The 16,446-nt window shown below is 66.1% G+C and carries 16 protein-coding genes; 9 read left to right on the top strand and 7 right to left on the bottom strand.

Annotated elements, in window-relative coordinates:
* Positions 1-31: 31 nt before the first annotated feature.
* Complete coding sequence (locus H3H55_RS31205) at positions 32-952, bottom strand: LysR family transcriptional regulator (RefSeq protein ID WP_193101672.1); 921 nt, start codon at positions 950-952, stop codon at positions 32-34.
* Positions 953-1,096: 144 nt separating this feature from the next.
* On the opposite strand from H3H55_RS31205, the gene H3H55_RS31200 reads away from it, so the two are divergent.
* The 4 genes from H3H55_RS31200 (at position 1,097) to H3H55_RS31185 (ending at position 8,472) form a co-directional block, all read left to right on the top strand.
* The gene (locus tag H3H55_RS31200) at positions 1,097-2,320 is read left to right on the top strand and encodes a Zn-dependent hydrolase (protein WP_193101670.1); all 1,224 of its coding nucleotides are present in this window, start codon (positions 1,097-1,099) and stop codon (positions 2,318-2,320) included.
* Positions 2,321-2,439: 119 nt separating this feature from the next.
* Positions 2,440-2,907, top strand: coding sequence for a cupin domain-containing protein (locus H3H55_RS31195; protein WP_193101668.1), 468 nt, complete (start codon positions 2,440-2,442; stop codon positions 2,905-2,907).
* 323 nt (positions 2,908-3,230) lie between these two features.
* Complete coding sequence (locus tag H3H55_RS31190) at positions 3,231-5,699, top strand: GH92 family glycosyl hydrolase (RefSeq protein ID WP_193101666.1); 2,469 nt, start codon at positions 3,231-3,233, stop codon at positions 5,697-5,699.
* A gap of 103 nt (positions 5,700-5,802) precedes the next feature.
* Positions 5,803-8,472 (top strand): GH92 family glycosyl hydrolase, encoded by a 2,670-nt coding sequence (locus H3H55_RS31185; RefSeq protein ID WP_193101664.1) that lies wholly within the window; start codon positions 5,803-5,805, stop codon positions 8,470-8,472.
* A gap of 58 nt (positions 8,473-8,530) precedes the next feature.
* On the opposite strand, the gene H3H55_RS31180 is transcribed toward H3H55_RS31185, so the two are convergent.
* Complete coding sequence (locus tag H3H55_RS31180; protein ID WP_193101662.1) at positions 8,531-9,205, bottom strand: ArsR/SmtB family transcription factor; 675 nt, start codon at positions 9,203-9,205, stop codon at positions 8,531-8,533.
* A gap of 118 nt (positions 9,206-9,323) precedes the next feature.
* Here H3H55_RS31180 and H3H55_RS31175 point away from each other — a divergent pair, with 118 nt between their 5' ends.
* The gene (locus H3H55_RS31175) at positions 9,324-10,565 is read left to right on the top strand and encodes an MFS transporter (RefSeq protein ID WP_193101660.1); all 1,242 of its coding nucleotides are present in this window, start codon (positions 9,324-9,326) and stop codon (positions 10,563-10,565) included.
* 14 nt (positions 10,566-10,579) lie between these two features.
* The gene (locus H3H55_RS31170) at positions 10,580-11,401 is read left to right on the top strand and encodes an SDR family NAD(P)-dependent oxidoreductase (protein WP_193101658.1); all 822 of its coding nucleotides are present in this window, start codon (positions 10,580-10,582) and stop codon (positions 11,399-11,401) included.
* Between the two features lie 83 nt (positions 11,402-11,484).
* Here the strand turns inward: H3H55_RS31170 and surE are convergent, their stop codons facing one another.
* The 3 genes from surE to H3H55_RS31155 all read right to left on the bottom strand — a co-directional run bounded on the left by surE (position 11,485) and on the right by H3H55_RS31155 (position 13,476).
* Entirely contained in the window at positions 11,485-12,261 is a 777-nt protein-coding gene (gene surE / locus H3H55_RS31165; RefSeq protein WP_193101656.1) for a 5'/3'-nucleotidase SurE, read from the bottom strand.
* A 179-nt stretch (positions 12,262-12,440) separates the two neighbouring features.
* Positions 12,441-12,749 carry an AzlD family protein gene (locus tag H3H55_RS31160; protein WP_047901894.1) on the bottom strand — a complete coding sequence of 103 codons (309 nt, stop codon included), beginning with the start codon at positions 12,747-12,749 and terminating at the stop codon, positions 12,441-12,443.
* On the bottom strand, positions 12,742-13,476 hold the full coding sequence (locus tag H3H55_RS31155; protein ID WP_047901893.1) for an AzlC family ABC transporter permease: 735 nt from the start codon (positions 13,474-13,476) through the stop codon (positions 12,742-12,744). The genes H3H55_RS31160 and H3H55_RS31155 overlap by 8 nt, the downstream gene beginning before the upstream one ends.
* A gap of 125 nt (positions 13,477-13,601) precedes the next feature.
* Between H3H55_RS31155 and H3H55_RS31150 the strand changes: the two genes are divergently transcribed.
* The 3 genes from H3H55_RS31150 to H3H55_RS31140 all read left to right on the top strand — a co-directional run bounded on the left by H3H55_RS31150 (position 13,602) and on the right by H3H55_RS31140 (position 15,665).
* Positions 13,602-14,060 (top strand): Lrp/AsnC family transcriptional regulator, encoded by a 459-nt coding sequence (locus tag H3H55_RS31150; RefSeq protein WP_006749370.1) that lies wholly within the window; start codon positions 13,602-13,604, stop codon positions 14,058-14,060.
* Between the two features lie 219 nt (positions 14,061-14,279).
* A complete protein-coding gene (locus H3H55_RS31145; RefSeq protein ID WP_129516325.1) occupies positions 14,280-14,849 on the top strand; it encodes a hypothetical protein in 570 nt (189 codons plus the stop codon).
* A 144-nt stretch (positions 14,850-14,993) separates the two neighbouring features.
* A complete protein-coding gene (locus tag H3H55_RS31140; RefSeq protein ID WP_193101654.1) occupies positions 14,994-15,665 on the top strand; it encodes a YebB family permuted papain-like enzyme in 672 nt (223 codons plus the stop codon).
* Positions 15,666-15,696: 31 nt separating this feature from the next.
* Here H3H55_RS31140 and H3H55_RS31135 read toward each other — a convergent pair whose 3' ends face one another.
* Both H3H55_RS31135 and H3H55_RS31130 read right to left on the bottom strand, forming a co-directional pair.
* Positions 15,697-15,984 carry a helix-turn-helix domain-containing protein gene (locus H3H55_RS31135; protein ID WP_193101653.1) on the bottom strand — a complete coding sequence of 96 codons (288 nt, stop codon included), beginning with the start codon at positions 15,982-15,984 and terminating at the stop codon, positions 15,697-15,699.
* On the bottom strand, positions 15,971-16,312 hold the full coding sequence (locus H3H55_RS31130; protein WP_193101651.1) for a type II toxin-antitoxin system RelE/ParE family toxin: 342 nt from the start codon (positions 16,310-16,312) through the stop codon (positions 15,971-15,973). The genes H3H55_RS31135 and H3H55_RS31130 overlap by 14 nt, the downstream gene beginning before the upstream one ends.
* Positions 16,313-16,446 lie beyond the last annotated feature (134 nt).

Genomic DNA, 16,446 nt, shown 5'->3' with positions numbered 1-16,446 from the left:
GGCGGCGCGACATCCGCGTCGCCGGCTTCCGTCACCGGCCGTCGTCCTGGCCAGAAATAGTTGCGGACGCAGCCTTCAGGCATTCGATGAAATGCAGCGCGGCCGGCGTCGGCAACGCATGCCGCCGCATCACGATCGCGACCGTCAATGCCGGCAGCGGCTCGACGAGATTCAGCGCGACGATCCCGCGCGACTTGTGCTCGACGTCGGCGAGCGGCCGGGCGAATACGCCGAGCGCGTCCGTCTGCGACACGAGCCCCAGCGTCGCGGCAAACGACGGGCAGTGGATCACCCGCTTCGGCATGTCGATACCGAGCGGCATGAAGATCGAGCGGACCAGATCGTCTCCTTCCTCCCCGTAGCGCGGCACGCACCATTGCGCATCGCCGAGCTCGCGCAGCGAGCGGGCGCGTGCGAGCCGATGCCGTTTTCTTGCCACGACCGCGAACACCGTGCTGAACAACGGAATGCTGGCGAATTCGTCGGTGTCCGGCATTGCGTTCGACAACTGATGCGTGACGATGAAATCGAGCGTGCCGTCGCGCAGCCGGGCGAGATCCGTCGCGGTCAGCGCATCGTCGACGTTCACGGTCGCACCGGGCAGATCGCGCGTGAACGCGTCGAACGCACGCGGCAGGATGGTCAGCGCGACGGTCGGACTGACCGCGATCGACACCGATCCCGTCGTGCCCAGCCGCAACTGCTCGATTTCGTCGCGCGTGCGCTGGATCTCCTCGGCGATCAGCCGCGCGCGAATTGCCAGCGCGCTGCCGTAATCGGTCAGCGCGATGCCCTTGACGCTGCGCATGACGAGCGGCACGCCCAGCTCGAGTTCGAGCTCGCGCACGATGCTGCTGATGGCCGGTTGCGTGACGCCGAGCGCGCGCGCCGCGCCGCGGATGGTGCGGTGCTCGGCGACCGCGAGAAAGGCATCGAGCTGCTTGAGCTTCATGGGTGAGCGGTCCGATCGCGAAGGAAACGCGGGGTTTCGGGCGGAATGCCGGGTGACAAGAAAAAATTATCATCCACAATAAACTCTTGGATTTTTCTTGTCGGATCGAGTGTATATGCTCGGTGTTTTTAAGGAGCGGTCACGATGATTTTCGCTAACCGGCAAAGGCTGTGGGATTCGTTGATGGAAATGGCGACGATAGGCGCGACCGCGCACGGCGGCAGTTGTCGGCTCGCGCTGAGCGACGACGACGTGCTGGGCCGGCGTCGCTTCATCCGCTGGTGCGAGGAAGCCGGTTGCGAGATCCGCATCGATCCGATCGGCAACGTGTTCGCGCGCCGTCCGGGTACGCAGCCCGACGCGCCGGCCGTGATGTGCGGCAGCCATCTCGACACGCAGCCGCTCGGCGGCCGCTTCGACGGCGTCTATGGTGTGCTCGCCGGCCTCGAGGCCATTCGCACATTGAACGAGCACGGTATCGCGACGCGCCATCCGATCGACGTCGTTGCATGGACCAACGAAGAGGGATCGCGCTTCACGCCGGGCATGATGGGCTCGGCCGTCTATGCCGGCACGCTGGATCTCGCGTATGCACTGGCCCGGCCCTGCATGCAGACGGGCGTGCTGCTCGGCGACGAGCTCGCGCGCACCGGTTTCGCCGGCCCCGAGCGCGAGCGCCAGATGCCCAAGGCCTATTTCGAAGCGCATATCGAACAAGGGCCGGTGCTGGAGCAGGCCGGTTTGCCGATCGGTGTCGTGACGGGTGTGCAGGGCATCTACGAACTCGACGTCACGGTCACCGGTTTCGAGTCGCATGCGGGCACGACGCCGATGAGCGTGCGCAAGGACGCGATGGGAGCGGCGGCCGCGATGATCGCCGCGATCGTCGAGCATGGTCACGAATTCGATGCCGATGCGCGCGTGACGGTGGGGCATGTCGCATGCCAGCCGAACTCGCCGAGCACGATACCCGGCAAGGTCAGGTTCAGCGTCGACGTGCGTCACCCGTCGCAGCCGGCGCTGCAGCGGCTCGTCGCCGACATCGAGGCGATCTGCCTGCAGCGCACCGCGCTGCGCGGCGCGAGCGTGCAGGTGCAGACCATCGCCGAATACGCGCCGGTGGCGTTCGATGCAGCGTGCGTCGCGCGCGTTCGGCAGGCAGCGGCCGCGGCCGGTTATCCGTATCTGGAGATGTGCAGCGGCGCGGGGCACGACGCGGTGAACCTGTCGTACGTGGCCCCGACGGCGATGGTGTTCGTGCCGTGCAAGGCCGGACTGAGCCACAACGAGGCGGAAGATGCCGATCCGGTGCATCTCGCGCAAGGCGCGTCGGTGCTGGCGAACCTGCTGGCCGATTGCGCGCGCTAGCCGAGCGGCATGGCGGTGCCCGTGGCGCGCTTGCAGCCGTGAAAATATCGGACAATAGCCGTCACGCGCGCCGCGCCGGCGCCGCGTTCAACCGAAGCATTCACGCTTGCGAGATCCCCATGTCGACGACACCCCACCGGGAGCTGCTGAAGGCTGCCGACATCGCGAAGATGGAACCGACGCGTGCGGTTCATTCTTTGAATCCCAATGCCGTCAGGCTCAAAAGGCAGCTCAGCGACCTGACCGGCCTGACGCAGTTCGGCGTCCATCTGCTCACGCTGATGCCTGGCCACGAGTCGGCCGAGTATCACCGTCACCTGTATGAAGAAGAATGCGTGTACGTGCTGTCCGGCACGGGCACGGTCACGATCGGCGAACGCCTCTACGATGTCGGGCCCGGCGATTTCATCGGTTTCCCGCGCGGCGGCGAAGCGCACACGCTGCAGAACACGGGCGACGTGCCGCTCGAAATGCTGGTGGCCGGGCAGCGCCTCGAACACGACGTGTGCGAATACCCGAGAATCGGCAAGCGGCTTCATATCGCCGGCGAACTCGAAGATTACGTTGATCTGCCGAAACAGCCGTAATCGGATTCGAGACACCCTAAACACCGCATAAAAATCGGTATAAATGAATTTTGTTTAGATAAACAAAATAAAAATTCGTAAAAACACGGGGTAGAGAAAACCCGTTTATTTGGGCACGCTTGTGCCCATTGTTCGTTCCTGGGCGCCGGTATTTCGACATGCCGGCGCGTATTTTTCCAGGCACCCGAAGGCGGAAATAAATACATGCGCCCGGGATTTTCGACCGATTGGCCGGGCAGGCGACACGTCACGAAAAGAATCCTGACTTAAAGCTAAGTAGTTCGAAACAATGGCTTGATTCAAGAACGATACGGAGACAAGCGATGTCGAGGAACTGGGGGTTGGGAACGGCGCTGCTGGCGCTGTGCGTTGCCGTGACTTCATGCGGCGGCGATGGCGATTCACCATCGGCGGCGGCCGCAAACCTGTCGGCCGCCGCGCGAGCGCAGGGCAACGAAAACGGTAATGCCGGCGGCAACGACAACAGCAACGGCAACGAGAACGGCAACGGAGCGTCGAAGAAAAACGCCGACATCCGCGTTGTCCAGTACGTCAATCCGTTGATCGGCACCGACTACGCCACCGATCAGCCGGCCGACCCGGTCGGCTCGGGCCTGGGCGGCGGCACGTTCCCGGGCCCGACGGTGCCGTTCGGGATGATGCAATGGAGCCCGATGACGCCGACCGCGCAATACGACTCGCGCAAGGGCGACGGCTCCGGCTTCTCCGGCGGCTACTGGTACGGCGATACCGCGATCAATGCGTTCAGCGTGCTGCACCTGAGCGGCACCGGCTGCTGGGCGAACGGCGGTTACCTGAACGTGATGCCACAGCTTGCGCCCGGCGACGCCGGCACGCCCGCGAGCTTCAGCCACGCGAACGAAACCGTGCAAGCCGGCTACTACGGCGTCACGCTCGGCAACGGCATCAAGGCCGAACTGACGACGACGGTACGCACCGGCTTCGCGCGCTTCACGTATCCATCGCTCGCGCAGGGTCAGCAGGCGACCATCGCGATCGATCCGACGGTGCAGAACAACCGCTCGCAGGGCTCGACGGCCGACACGGTGAAGCAGGTCGGCGATCGCGCGCTGTCCGGCACGATCGCGGGCAGCGGCTTCTGCTGGGCGGGGCACGCGGTGCCGCTCTACTACTACGCGGAGTTCAGCCAGCCGTTCGCGGCGAAGCCGTCGCTGGCCGCCAATAGCCCGCTCGCCGTGACGTTCGCGGTCGACAAGCAACACCCGGCCGTGATGATGAAGCTCGGCATCTCGTTCGTCAGCGAAGCGAACGCGAAAGCGAACCTCGACGCGGAAAATCCGGGCAGCGATGCGCATGGTCGCGCAGGCTGGCATTTCGACAAGGTGCGAAGCGCGGCGAGCGCCGCGTGGAACGCGCGCCTGAACGCGATCCAGGTGAAGGGCGGCAGCGACGCCGACAAGACGAAGTTCTACACCGCGCTCTATCACGCATCGTTGCATCCAAATGTGTTCAACGACGTGAACGGCCAGTATCCGGACTTCTACGCGTCGAACGGTGCATCGACCGCGCCGACGCGTCAGGTCGACAAAGGCCGCACGATGTACGCGAACTTCTCCGGCTGGGACATCGACCGCTCGTTCATCCAGTTGCAGGCGCTGCTCGATCCGGTGCGCACCAGCGACATCGTGCAGTCGCTCGTGCTCGATGCGACCGCGTGCGGCGCGTTCCCGCGCTGGGCGTATTTCAATACGGAGACGGCCGTGATGCCCGGCGATGCGGGCTCGATCATCGCCGCGAACGCGTATGCATTCGGCGCGACGAACTTCGACACGCAGCGCGCGCTGTCGATCATGAAGAGCAGCACGGCACCGGGCGCCGCGTGTGCCGGCACGCCGGTGATGGGCAGCCGCGCGGATTACGACCGGCTCGGCTACGTGCCGTCGTCGGGCTCGGGCGACAACCAGACCGCATCGAACACGCTCGAATACGCGGTGCGCGATTTCGCGGTGTCGCGCTTCGCGACGGCGCTCGGCGATACGGCGACGGCCGGCGCGCTGCTGAAGTCGAGCGGCAACTGGCAGAACCTGTTCGACAAGAACGCGATCCAGCCGAAGACGTCGGCGGGCGCGTGGGTCACCGACGGTACCGGCTTCATGGAAGGCAACTCGGAGCAGTACACGTGGTACGTGCCGCACGATCTCGGCGGCGTGGTCGCGCAGGCCGGCGGTGCCGCGTCGGTCGTCAACCGGCTCGACACGTTCTTCACGCACCTGAACATCGGCACCGTGCAACCGTATTTCTACGTCGGCAACGAAGTGACGATGGCCGTGCCGTGGGTCTATGCGTGGGCCGGTGCGCCGTCGCATACGCAGCGCGTGCTGCACGCGTCGCTTGCGAACGAGTTCGGCACCGGCGCGGCGGGCTTGCCCGGCAACGACGATCTCGGCGCGATCTCGGGCTGGTACGTGTGGGCCGCGCTGGGCCTCTATCCGGTCGTGCCGGGCGTGAGCGGCGTCGCGGTGTCGAGCCCGCAGTTCGAGAAGATCGACGTGCGCGTCGGGCAGATGGACGGCAGCTACCGCCTGCTGCGGATCGCCGCGCCTGGCGCGGGCTCTGCCGACACCGCGTCGTTCTACGTGAAGTCGCTGCGGCTGAACGGTGCACCTCATTCGGCCGCATGGCTGCCGCTCGAGAAGATCGCGAAGGGCGGCACGCTGTCGTACGCGATGACGGCGGACGCGGCGGCCGCGACGTGGGGCACCGATGCATCCGCGATGCCGTCGTTCCCGCAGGCGGCGAGCGCGCCGTAAGTCGCGAACGGCGCAACGCATTCAGCACAGGTTGCAGACGGAGGCGGTTCAACGAGCGGTTCTTGCCAACAGGATCGACGCAGAGAAAGGGAGGGACGAACGAATGAAGCTACGTCACGTGGTGGGTATCGGATGCCTTGCCGTGTTGTCGGGTTGCGGGGGCGATCAGGCTTCGACGGATGCGAGTGTGCTCGCGCAGATGTCGAACGCCGCCGGATCGGGATCGTCGCAGGGGGACCAGAACGATCAGGGCAATCAGAACGACCAGGGCGAGAACGGCGGCGCGGGCAAGAGGTCGGTGTTGCGCAGCGTCGATCCGATGATCGGCACCGCGAATCTCGACATCAACGCGGACTGGAGCAGCGGCGTGCGCGGCCACGGCCACGTGTACCCGGGCGCGACCGTGCCGTTCGGGATGGTGCAGCTCGGGCCGGACACGACCGGCGGCGCGCATACGCTGCCGTGGAACTGGGATCGCACGTCGGGCTACCAGTACGACGATCCGTTCATCACCGGCTTCACGCATACGCACCTGTCGGGCACCGGCATCGGCTCGGGCGGCGAAGTGCGGTTCCTGCCGACGCTGGCGCCGGTCGACAAGGCGACGCTGGCCAAGGTGGCCGCCGATGCATCGATCACCTACAACGCGTCGTTCAAGCACGGCGACGAAAGCGCGAGCCCCGGCTACTACCGCGTGCGGATGTCGCCGGTCGGCAGCGGCAATACGCCGTGGAACGTGCAGGGCGCGAAGATCCTCGCCGAGATGACGGCAACTTCGCATGCGGGCGTGCATCGCTACACGTATTTCCCGAGCGCGGCCGGGCAGCAGCGCAGCATGATCGTGAGCATCGACAACCCGATCGGCGGGTCGACCGCGAGCGGCAGGATCCAGGTCATCGACGCACAGACGATCGCCGGATGGGAGATCACGAACAACTGGGCGAACAACAAGCCGACGTATTTTGTCGCGCGTTTCTCGAAGCCGTTCGATACGAAGAACGTCGCGTTCAGCGCGGACGGTTTCAAGGCGTACCTGACGTTCGCGGCCGACGGTAACGATGGCGGCGGCGCGGTTACCGTGAAGGTCGGCATCTCGCCGTCGAGCATCGCGGATGCGCAGGCCAATCTCGCGTCGGAAGTCGGCGCGAAGACGTTCGACCAGGTGCGCGGCGCGGCCGAGCGCGTGTGGAGCGCCGCGCTCGACCGGATCCGGATCAAGGGCGGCAGCGCCGATCAGCGGACGATGTTCTACACGTCGCTGTATCGCACGATGCTCGCGCCGACCGTCTACAACAACGCGGACGGCAGCTACGTCGGCACGGATTCGACCAACGACGGCACGACGTCGCCGCCGACGACGAGCAAGCACGCGAATCCGGGATTCGACTATTCGTCGACGTTCTCGCTGTGGGACACCTTCCGCGCCGAATCGCCGTTGATGACGCTGGTGCAGCCCGAGCGCGTCGACGGTTGGGTCAAGTCGCTGCTGACGCAGTTCAAGCAGAACGGCAAGGGCGAGTTGCCGGTCTGGCCGCTGGCGCAAACGGAAACCTTCACGATGGCCGGCCACCCGTCGATTCCGATGATCGCGGATGCGTATCTGAAGCATCTGACGAGCGCGGGCATCGACGACATCTGGACCGCGTTGACGACGACCCAGAGCGCAAGCGCGCACGGCTTCGACCAGTATCGTCAGAACGGCTACGTGTACGCCGGCGACAACGCATCGGTGTCGACGACGCAGGACTATTCGTTCGACGACTGGGCGACGGCCGCGGTTGGCAAGGCCGCGGGCAAGAGCACGGCCGACTACCGACCTTACCTGCAACGGAGCCAGAACTACCGGAACGTGTTCAACCCGGTGCTGAACAACGGCTGGAAGTTTGCGCAGCCGAAGGACGCGCAGGGCAACTGGGTGGCGGGCTTCGATCCGACGGCCGCCGAGAAAACCGATTTCTCCGAATCGAACTCATGGGTCGATACGTGGAACATCTTCCACGATTTCCCGGGGCTCGTCGCGCTGCTGGGCGGGAAGAGCCAGTTCATCGCGCAACTCGACCGCACGTTCGATCCGGCCAACCCGCTGACCTTCCTCAATAACCAGGGCTTTCCGGACCTGACCGGCCGCAGCGGCCAGTTCTTCGCGGGGAACGAGCCGGCGAATCATCTGCCGTACCTGTACGACGTCGCGGGCATGCCGTCGAAGACGCAGGACCGCGTTCGCACGGTGATGGACGACATGTACTCGCTGACGCTGACGGCGGGCGACCGTGCATTGCTGAGCGGCGACAGCCTGAAGGCCGCGCTGGACGATCCGAGGCGCGTGCGCAACGCCGCGATTCCCGGCAACGACGATTGCGGCCAGCTGTCCGCGTGGTACGTGCTGTCCGCGCTCGGCATCTATTCGCTGAACCCGGTGGGCGGCGTGTTTTACCTCGGCACGCCGCTGTTCGAGGAAGCGACGATCGACATCCCGGTTGTGTCGGGCGGCGGGGCGAGTGGCGCGTTGAAGTTCGGCGCGACGCGGCGCTTCAAGGTGACCGCGCATACGGCCAGCGGCGGCGCACCGTCGGCGGTCAATCGTTACGTTCAGTCGGTCAGCCTGAACGGCACGCCGCTGCATCGGCCCTACATCACGTACGACGAGATGAAGGCCGGCGGCAAGCTCGACTTCGTGATGGGGTCGACGCCGAACGACGCATGGGTCGGCACGTGGAACGGGCAGGATCCCAACAGCGCGCTTGCGCCGTCGCTGGTGTTGACCAGCAAGTAGCGGGAAGTAGCAGCAGGCAACAGCAAGCGGCCCGCTTCGACGCGGGCCGCATTTTCTGTCACTCCGCGGCGTCGGTCTCGACCGCGAGGCCGGCCGCCTTCCACTCCGGAAACCCGTCTTCCAGCCGCGCGGCCTTGAAGCCGCGCGCGCGCAATGCGGCAACGGCCTCGAACGCGAACACGCAGTACGGGCCGCGGCAATACGCAACGATCTCCGTGTCGGCCGGCAGTTCGCCGAGGCGCGCTTCGAGGTCGCTCAACGGAATGTTCACCGCGCCGGGCAGGTGCCCGAGCGCGAATTCGTCGTGCGGTCGCACGTCCAGCAGCGTGACGAGCCCGTCGGCCAGCCGCGCGGTCAGCTCGCCGCGCGACACCGGCTCCAGCGCATCGCGCGCATGGAAATAATCGCCCAGCACCTGGTTGACCTCGGCGACATTGCGCTCGCCGACGCGGCCGAGCGCCTTCATCAGCACGACGACCTCGCTGTCGCCGGCGAGGCGGTACACGATGTGCTTGCCGCGCCGCTCGGTATCGACGAGACGCGCGCGCCGCAGGATCTGCAGGTGCCGCGACGTGTTTGCGAACGTCATCCCCGACAGCGCCGTCAGTTCCTCGACCGACCGCTCGCGCTGCGCGAGGTGTTCGAGCAACTCGAGCCGGTTCGGGTGGCCGATCGCCTGCGCGACCTCGGCGAGGCTCGCATAGATCGCTTGCTTGGGTCCCGTGCTTGACACGTGGCCTCTCCTCGATCAATCATTCATCAAATTGATTGAATGTTACCGCATTCGCGGGATGGGAGCAATCCGATGATCGTCAGACAATTCCCGCCGCCCGTTCCGGGAGGTTAGCGCGATGGGAAACGTAGCGGTGGCGCGCGGCGAGCGTGCCGTGGCGCTCGGCCTGCGCGAGAACTGGCGGCAGTTTGCGCTGCTCGTGCTGGTCAACGCGTTCGTCGGCGGGATGGTCGGCATCGAGCGCACGGTCGTGCCGTTGATCGGCTCCGAGCAGTTCCATCTCGAATCGACCGCGCTGATCACGTCGTTCATCGTCAGCTTCGGGCTGGTCAAGGCGTTCGCGAACCTCGTATCGGGCCAGCTCGCCGACACCTGGGGGCGCAAGCGCGTGCTCGTCGTCGGCTGGCTGGTCGGCCTGCCCGTGCCGTTCATGATCATCGCGGCGCCGAACTGGGAGTGGGTGATCGCCGCGAACGTGCTGCTCGGGCTGAGCCAGGGTTTCGCATGGTCGATGACGGTGATCATGAAGGTCGATCTCGTCGGGCCGAGGAGCCGCGGCCTCGCGGTCGGCCTGAACGAATTCGCCGGTTATTTCGCGGTGGGCCTGACCGCGTTCCTGACCGGTTATCTCGCGAGCCGTTACGGGCTGCGCCCGATGCCGATCTATCTCGGCGTGTTCTACGCGATCGCGGGCCTGCTGCTGTCGATCCTCGTCGTGCGCGACACGCGCGAACATGTGCGGCTCGAAAGCGGCAAACCGACCGGCGCGTCCGCGCTGTCGTTCCGCGACGTATTCATGCTGACGTCGTTTCGCGACCGCAACCTGTTCGCGGCGTCGCAGGCCGGTTTGATCAACAACCTCAACGACGGGATGAGCTGGGGCATCTTCCCGCTGTTCTTCACGACGCTCGGGCTCGGCATCGAACGGATCGGCATCCTGAAGGCCGTCTATCCGATCGTATGGGGAAGCTGCCAGGTCGTCACCGGGCCGCTGAGCGACCGGTGGGGGCGTAAGGGGCTGATCGTCGCCGGGATGTGGGTGCAGGCGGCCGGGCTCGCGCTGACCGCGCTGACGGGGCAGTTTCGCTGGTGGCTCGTTGCGAGCGTGTTGCTCGGCCTCGGCACGGCGATGGTCTATCCGAGCCTGATCGCGGCCGTGTCCGATGCGTCCGAGCCTGGCTGGCGTGCACGTTCGCTGAGCGTGTACCGGTTCTGGCGCGATCTCGGTTATGCGATCGGCGCGCTGTCGGCCGGCCTGATGGCCGACCGTTTCGGCTTCGCCGCTGCGATTCTGGCGGTGGCCGTCGTCACGTTCGCGTCCGGGTGCGTCGTCGCGCTTATGATGCGGGAACGCCACTGACAGGGTTCTCCGATATGGACGCGCCGCTCCCGCCGAAGCATGCCCCGATTGCCGAAACGGCACCTGAAACCGAAGCCGCCGCCGAGCCGCGCGCGTCGCGCCTGCATCGGCCGGTCGCGCTCGTCACCGGATCGACGTCGGGCATCGGCGCGGCCATCGCGCGGCGCCTGACTGCGGACGGCTACGCGGTGATCCTGCATTCCCGCAGCTCGGCCGACACGGGGCACGCGATGGCGCGCGAACTCGGCGCGGCCTACGTGCAGGCCGATCTTGCCGACGATGCCGAGCGCGTGCGGCTGATCCGCGACGCGCTCGCCGTGCACGGGCGGCTCGACGTGCTCGTCAACAATGCGGGGATCAGCCGCGTGATTCCGCACGACGATCTCGCCGCGGCGACACCCGACGTGTGGCGCGAGATGCACGAGATCAACGTGATCGCGCCGTTCCGGCTCGTCGCCGAAGCGCAGGCCGCGCTGCTCGAAGCGGCGTCGCGCGGACGGGCCGGTTGCGTCGTGAACGTCAGCTCGCATGCGGGCGTGCGGCCGAAGGGCGCGTCGATTCCGTATGCGGCGGCGAAAGCCGCGCTCAATCACACGACGCGGCTGCTGGCGCGCACGCTCGCGCCGGCCATTCGCGTCAATGCGGTCGCGCCGGGGCTGGTCGACACGCCGCTGACCGCCGACTGGACGGAAGCGCAGCAGCTGTGGCGCGAGCGCGCGCCGATGCGCCGCGCGGCGACACCGGACGACATCGCGCAGACGGTTGCGATGCTCGTCGCGTCCGATTACGTGACGGGCGAGATCGTGATGCTCGACGGGGGCTTGAACCTGACTTGATGCGGGGGGATGCAGCACGGCCGCCGGACAGCCGCGCGCCAGCATCGCGCGCACCTGCCGGGGCCGCTTCGCGGAATGTGCGCTCAGCCGAGATTCGAGCGCAGCCGCGCAAGCGCGTGGTCGTGCGTGCGCTCGAACTTCAGCGGCGTGACCGCGATATAGCCCTCGCCGAGCGCGACCGTTTCCGAATTCGCATCGTCGTCGCGCGGCGCGCGAGCGAGCTTCAGCCAGTGATAGTCGAGCTCGCGCGGGTCGCGGCCCGTCACGATCTCGACACCCTGTAGCGTGCCGGTGCCTTGGTTCGTCACCTTCAGCCCGCGCACGTCCTGCGCGGGGCGCGCCGGGAAATTCACGTTGAGGCACGCGTCGCTGTCCCAGCCGGCGGCGGCGAGCCGGCGAATGACGCCCGGCGCGAGCGTGAGCGCCGTGTTCCAAGGCACCGCCTGGCGATCGGTGAACGCCTGGCTCAGTGCGATCGCCGGCACGCCGACCAGCATGCTCGTCATCGCGGCGCCGACCGTGCCGGAAAACACCGTCTCGGTGCCGAGATTTGCGCCGCGATTCACGCCGGACAGCACGACGTCGGGCCTGGCGTCCTTCATCAGGTGGCTGACCGCGATCGCGACGCAATCGCCGGGCGTGCCGCGCACGGCAAAGCGGCGTTCGCCCTTGCGATGCACGCGCAGCGGTTCGTGCAGGCTCAGCGAATGCGACGTGCCGCTCTGGTCTTCCGCCGGCGCGACGATCCACACTTCGCGCGCCAGTTGCGTGGCGACCTGTTCGAGCACTTCCAGGCCGGGGGCATCGAATCCGTCGTCGTTGGTGAGCAGGACGCGGTCGAACAGCGGAGTTTCTTGCATCGGGAAGATCCTCGCGGAGATGGGCGATGAGAGGGGGGAGTGCAGCGTGGCGCAAGCCACAAGGCTAGCATCCCCGCGTGAGCCTTGCCGTGTCGCATCGCCGGCGCGGATGTGAAAACGGGCGCATCGCGCGCCCGTTGGTCGGTGGAGGTGCCGCGCACGCGGCGGGTCGGAACGGTTTATCCGAGCAGGTGCCGCAGCAGCCCGGCCGACGCGACGCCGACGATGACGGTCGGCAGGATCGACAGGCGGGTTGCCGCCAGCAGCGTGACGGCGAGCGCGAGCAGGTCGGCAGGGCGCGTCGACACGAAGGCCGGCGCGATCACCGAGATCAGCACGCAGCCGGGCACGTTCTCCATCACCGATGCCATGCGCGGGCTGAGCGTGCGGTTGCGCAGCAGCACGTAGCCGAGGATGCGCGACAGATAGGTCGTCGACGCCATCAGCACGATCGTCGCGACCGTGCTGAAATCCGGAAGCTCAGGCATCGCGCGGCTCCCACAGCAACGCGGCGATCAGTCCCGCACACGCGCCGGCCGCGACGTACCACGCGCCGGGCACGGCCAGGTGCGTGGCCGCCGCGACGACGAGGCTGACGAACCACGGGCGGCTCGCGCGCATCCCTTTCCACATCCCGCGCAGCAGCACCAGAAACACGGCCGTGAACGCCATGTCGAAGCCGTACTGCTCGACGTTGCCGATCGTCGGGCCGACCGCCGCGCCGAGCGTGGTCATCGAGATCCACGTCAGGTAGAGCCCCACGCAGATGCCCGCGTAATACGGCACGCTGATGTGCGTGGCCGAGCGCGAGCGCGCGTCGGCGAGCGACATCGCCCAGCTCTCGTCGCACATGAAGAACAGCGCGACGAACGCGCGGCGGCGCGGCAGGCGCCGGATATATGGCTCGAACGCCGCACCCATCAGGATGTGGCGCGAGTTCACGAGGAACGACATCGCGACGATCAGCGCGATGTGCGGCGGCGAGGTCCACAGATGGATCGCCGCGAATTCGGAACCGCCGCCGAAGTTCAGGCCCGTCATCATCGGCACCTCGAACAGGCTCAGCCCTTTCTGCGCGGCCTGCGCGCCCAGCACCAGCGCGAACGGCACGAAACCCAGCATGACGGGCAGCGCCGCGCGCAAACCGCGACCCATCTCGGCGACATAGGCGGGCTTGTCGCGAAGCCCGGACGACGTTGAAACGCTACTGCTCATTACTCCTCCTTCGGGGGAGGAATTGTCTGCTTTTTTGACTCGAATCGGGTTGCGTTGTGGCCAGATTTTTCTGAGAATTTGGCATTGAACGCATGATTTGCGAATTTATTGGAATTGGGTGCCAAATGAAACTTGACGCCATCGACCGCCGGATCCTGAGCGCCCTCCAGCGCGACGGCCGCATGCAGAACGTGGAGCTCGCGCACGAAGTCGGGCTGTCGCCGTCACCGTGCCTGCGCCGCGTGCGCCTCCTCGAGGAAGCCGGCGTGATCGAGAAATACGTGGCCGTGCTGAATCCCGCGAAGGTCGGCAAGGGGCTGACCATCTTCACGCGGGTGTGGCTGAAGGGGCAGGACGCGGAATCCGTGAACCGCTTCGCCGATGCCGTTCAGCAGATGCCGGAAGTCGTCGAGTGCCACTTGATGGCTGGCGATTGCGATTTCCTGTTGCGGGTCGTCGCGGCCGACATCGACGACTACCGCCGTTTCCAGATGGAAACGCTGACGCGCATTCCCGGCGTGCTGAGCGTGAAGACCGATATCCCGATGCAGAAGGTCAAGCTCACGTCGGCGCTGCCAACCTAGCGCGGCGCGGGCGTTCGTCGACGAGTCGACGAACGGTCATGGCTCGGTGACAATCGACCGGTAAACTGGCGAGTCACGCCGCATCGAACGCACGGCTCGCACCGTCGTGCGACGTTCGATGCGCAAGCAACTAACGGTCAATGTCAACGCGATCGGGCAGGCGGCGCGCGCGCCGGATCATGCACCGGCGCGGATGCGTTTCTTCTTGTCGGGCCATTCATGCAGCCATTCAACAATCCGTGGAATTCGCTGGAAATCGTCAAGCTCACGCTCGGCGTGCTGACGCCGTTGTCGGTCGCGTGTCTCGGCTGGCTCGTCGCGCGCCGGCTGAAGCGGCTCGAACTCGTGCAGTGGACCAACCAGCGGCTGATCGAGAAGCGGCTCGCGCTGTACGACGCGGTCGCGCCGCAGCTTAATGCGCTGCTGTGCTTCTATACGTGGATCGGCTACTGGAAGGACATCTCGCCGGACGACGTGATCCGCGCGAAGCGCGAGCTCGACCGCACGTTCCACATCTACCGCTACCTGTTCGACGACGACGTGTACGACGCGTATCACACGTATATCCACGCGCTGTTCGACATGCATACGGGCCCGGGCCGCGATGCGCGGATCCGTTCGCTGATCCAGGCGCCCGACGGTGACCGGAGCGTGCACGGCTCGTATGAATGGAAGCCGGCGTGGTCCGAACGTTTCGCGACCGCGAATGTCGTGTCGAAGGACGATGTGCTGCGGTATTACACGCAGTTGATGGAACGGCTGCGCGTGGCATTGGGCGCGACGCGCTGAAGGCTCGGCGTCACGCGTCATGCCTCACGGTGGTATCGAAATCCGCCACCCCGCGGCACGGATTCGCACCCTCGCGTATGAAGCGGATGCGGCGCGCGGTCGCTGCTGCCATGCTCGCGCCAAGTTCACTCGCGCGAGGTCCGTATGCTTGTCGACACCGGCTCCCAGCCGCTCATGATCCGCTCGCCCGGCGTGGGCCGGCGGCGTCTTTTCTCCGTTGGTGCTTCCGGGTCGCATGACGTGCCGTTGCCGGTCGAGCCGGAGATCGGCGACATCGTCTTCATCCGTGTGACGGTGCGGCCATTTCTCGAAGTGGCGAGCGCGACGCGCTCATGGACGAATCATGTCGGGATCGTCGTCGGCGAGCGCGGCGGCGAAGCGCTGGTCGCGGAGAGCACGTTTCCGCTGTCGCGCGTCACGACGATGTCGCGGTTTCTCGCGCGCTCCGATCGCGGCGCATGCGTGATCGCGCGGCTGAAGCAGCCGCTCGATGCCGCGCAGCGGCGCCGGCTCGTCGACGCGGCGATGCGCCGGATCGGCGTGGTCTACGACACAGGCTTCAATCTCGCGTCAAGCCGGCAGTTCTGTTCGCGTTTCGTGCGTGAGGTCGTGCGCGATGCGACGCGGATCGTGCTCGGCGACGTCGAAACCTTCGACACGCTGCTGCGCCGGAATCCCGATCATCCGCTCGGCTTCTGGAAGATCTGGTATTTCGGCCGGATTCCGTGGCGCCGCCGCACGGTGACGCCGGCGAGCCTGCTTGGCAGTGGGGCGTTGCGTGTCGTGGTGGATACGCGCGAGCGTGACGCGGAGTGACGGGGCGTCGGCCGCTTGCGGTTGGCGCGACTCAGGCGAACGAGATCACGAGCTTCTTGCCGCAAGCCGCCGCATACTTGCGCAGCGTATCGATGGACGGCGAATGCTGGCCCGTTGCGAGCGCGCGCTCGAGCCGTGTCACGGCCGGCGCTTTCGTGCCCATACGCTCCGCCACATCGGCTTGAGATAGGCCGGCCTCTCGCCGGGCAGCCAGCATGGCGTCGAGCAGCGCGAATTCCTCGCGGTTCAGCCGGTCGTATTCGGCGCGTACCGTTGGATCGGCCAACGCGCGTTCGCGTAGTGCCTTATAGGTTGCCATATCGAATCTCCTTCAACCGGCGGCGCGCGGTGTCCAGTTCCTTCTGCGGCGTTTTCTGCGTCTTCTTCACGAAGCAGTGAAGCATGACGATCCGCCGGCCGACGACCACACAGTAAAACACACGGGCGATACCTTCCAGGCCCTTCAAGCGCATTTCATACAAGCCGTCGCCCATCGGCCTGGTGTGAGGTTCGCCCAGGTTCGGGCCGTACTGTTCCATACGGTCAGCGAGTGCGAAAAACCTGGCGGTCAGCGTCTTCGGTAGCGCAAACACGCCTGCCTCGACGTGCTCGCTGAAGAAACGGATTTCATACGCGACGGTTCGCATAGTAACAAATATGTTATTTCCTTGCAAGAAGGAGCGCCGTCGCATCTGTCGTGAGGGCGGCTCGCCGGATGCACGGAAGCAGCGGAGAAACGCTCAGGCGCTTCTCCGTTGCTTCGCTGCTGATGTGCGAACCA

Source organism: Burkholderia sp. Z1 (genome assembly GCF_014893795.1).
Lineage (GTDB): Bacteria > Pseudomonadota > Gammaproteobacteria > Burkholderiales > Burkholderiaceae > Burkholderia > Burkholderia theae.
The sequence above is the reverse complement of the archived record's forward strand: the minus strand, read 5'-3'. Positions and strand labels throughout refer to the sequence as shown.

What these genes read in the sequence shown, in the direction of transcription:
- H3H55_RS31190 (WP_193101666.1), top strand. Translation starts at nt 3,231, where the DNA reads ATGTCGAGGAACTGGGGGTTGGGAACGGCGCTGCTGGCGCTGTGCGTT.
- H3H55_RS31140 (WP_193101654.1), top strand. Translation starts at nt 14,994, where the DNA reads ATGCTTGTCGACACCGGCTCCCAGCCGCTCATGATCCGCTCGCCCGGC.
- H3H55_RS31200 (WP_193101670.1), top strand. Translation starts at nt 1,097, where the DNA reads ATGATTTTCGCTAACCGGCAAAGGCTGTGGGATTCGTTGATGGAAATG.
- H3H55_RS31160 (WP_047901894.1), bottom strand. Translation starts at nt 12,749, where the DNA reads ATGCCTGAGCTTCCGGATTTCAGCACGGTCGCGACGATCGTGCTGATG.
- H3H55_RS31135 (WP_193101653.1), bottom strand. Translation starts at nt 15,984, where the DNA reads ATGGCAACCTATAAGGCACTACGCGAACGCGCGTTGGCCGATCCAACG.
- H3H55_RS31205 (WP_193101672.1), bottom strand. Translation starts at nt 952, where the DNA reads ATGAAGCTCAAGCAGCTCGATGCCTTTCTCGCGGTCGCCGAGCACCGC.
- surE (WP_193101656.1), bottom strand. Translation starts at nt 12,261, where the DNA reads ATGCAAGAAACTCCGCTGTTCGACCGCGTCCTGCTCACCAACGACGAC.
- H3H55_RS31175 (WP_193101660.1), top strand. Translation starts at nt 9,324, where the DNA reads ATGGGAAACGTAGCGGTGGCGCGCGGCGAGCGTGCCGTGGCGCTCGGC.
- H3H55_RS31130 (WP_193101651.1), bottom strand. Translation starts at nt 16,312, where the DNA reads ATGCGAACCGTCGCGTATGAAATCCGTTTCTTCAGCGAGCACGTCGAG.
- H3H55_RS31150 (WP_006749370.1), top strand. Translation starts at nt 13,602, where the DNA reads ATGAAACTTGACGCCATCGACCGCCGGATCCTGAGCGCCCTCCAGCGC.
- H3H55_RS31185 (WP_193101664.1), top strand. Translation starts at nt 5,803, where the DNA reads ATGAAGCTACGTCACGTGGTGGGTATCGGATGCCTTGCCGTGTTGTCG.
- H3H55_RS31155 (WP_047901893.1), bottom strand. Translation starts at nt 13,476, where the DNA reads ATGAGCAGTAGCGTTTCAACGTCGTCCGGGCTTCGCGACAAGCCCGCC.
- H3H55_RS31170 (WP_193101658.1), top strand. Translation starts at nt 10,580, where the DNA reads ATGGACGCGCCGCTCCCGCCGAAGCATGCCCCGATTGCCGAAACGGCA.
- H3H55_RS31145 (WP_129516325.1), top strand. Translation starts at nt 14,280, where the DNA reads ATGCAGCCATTCAACAATCCGTGGAATTCGCTGGAAATCGTCAAGCTC.
- H3H55_RS31195 (WP_193101668.1), top strand. Translation starts at nt 2,440, where the DNA reads ATGTCGACGACACCCCACCGGGAGCTGCTGAAGGCTGCCGACATCGCG.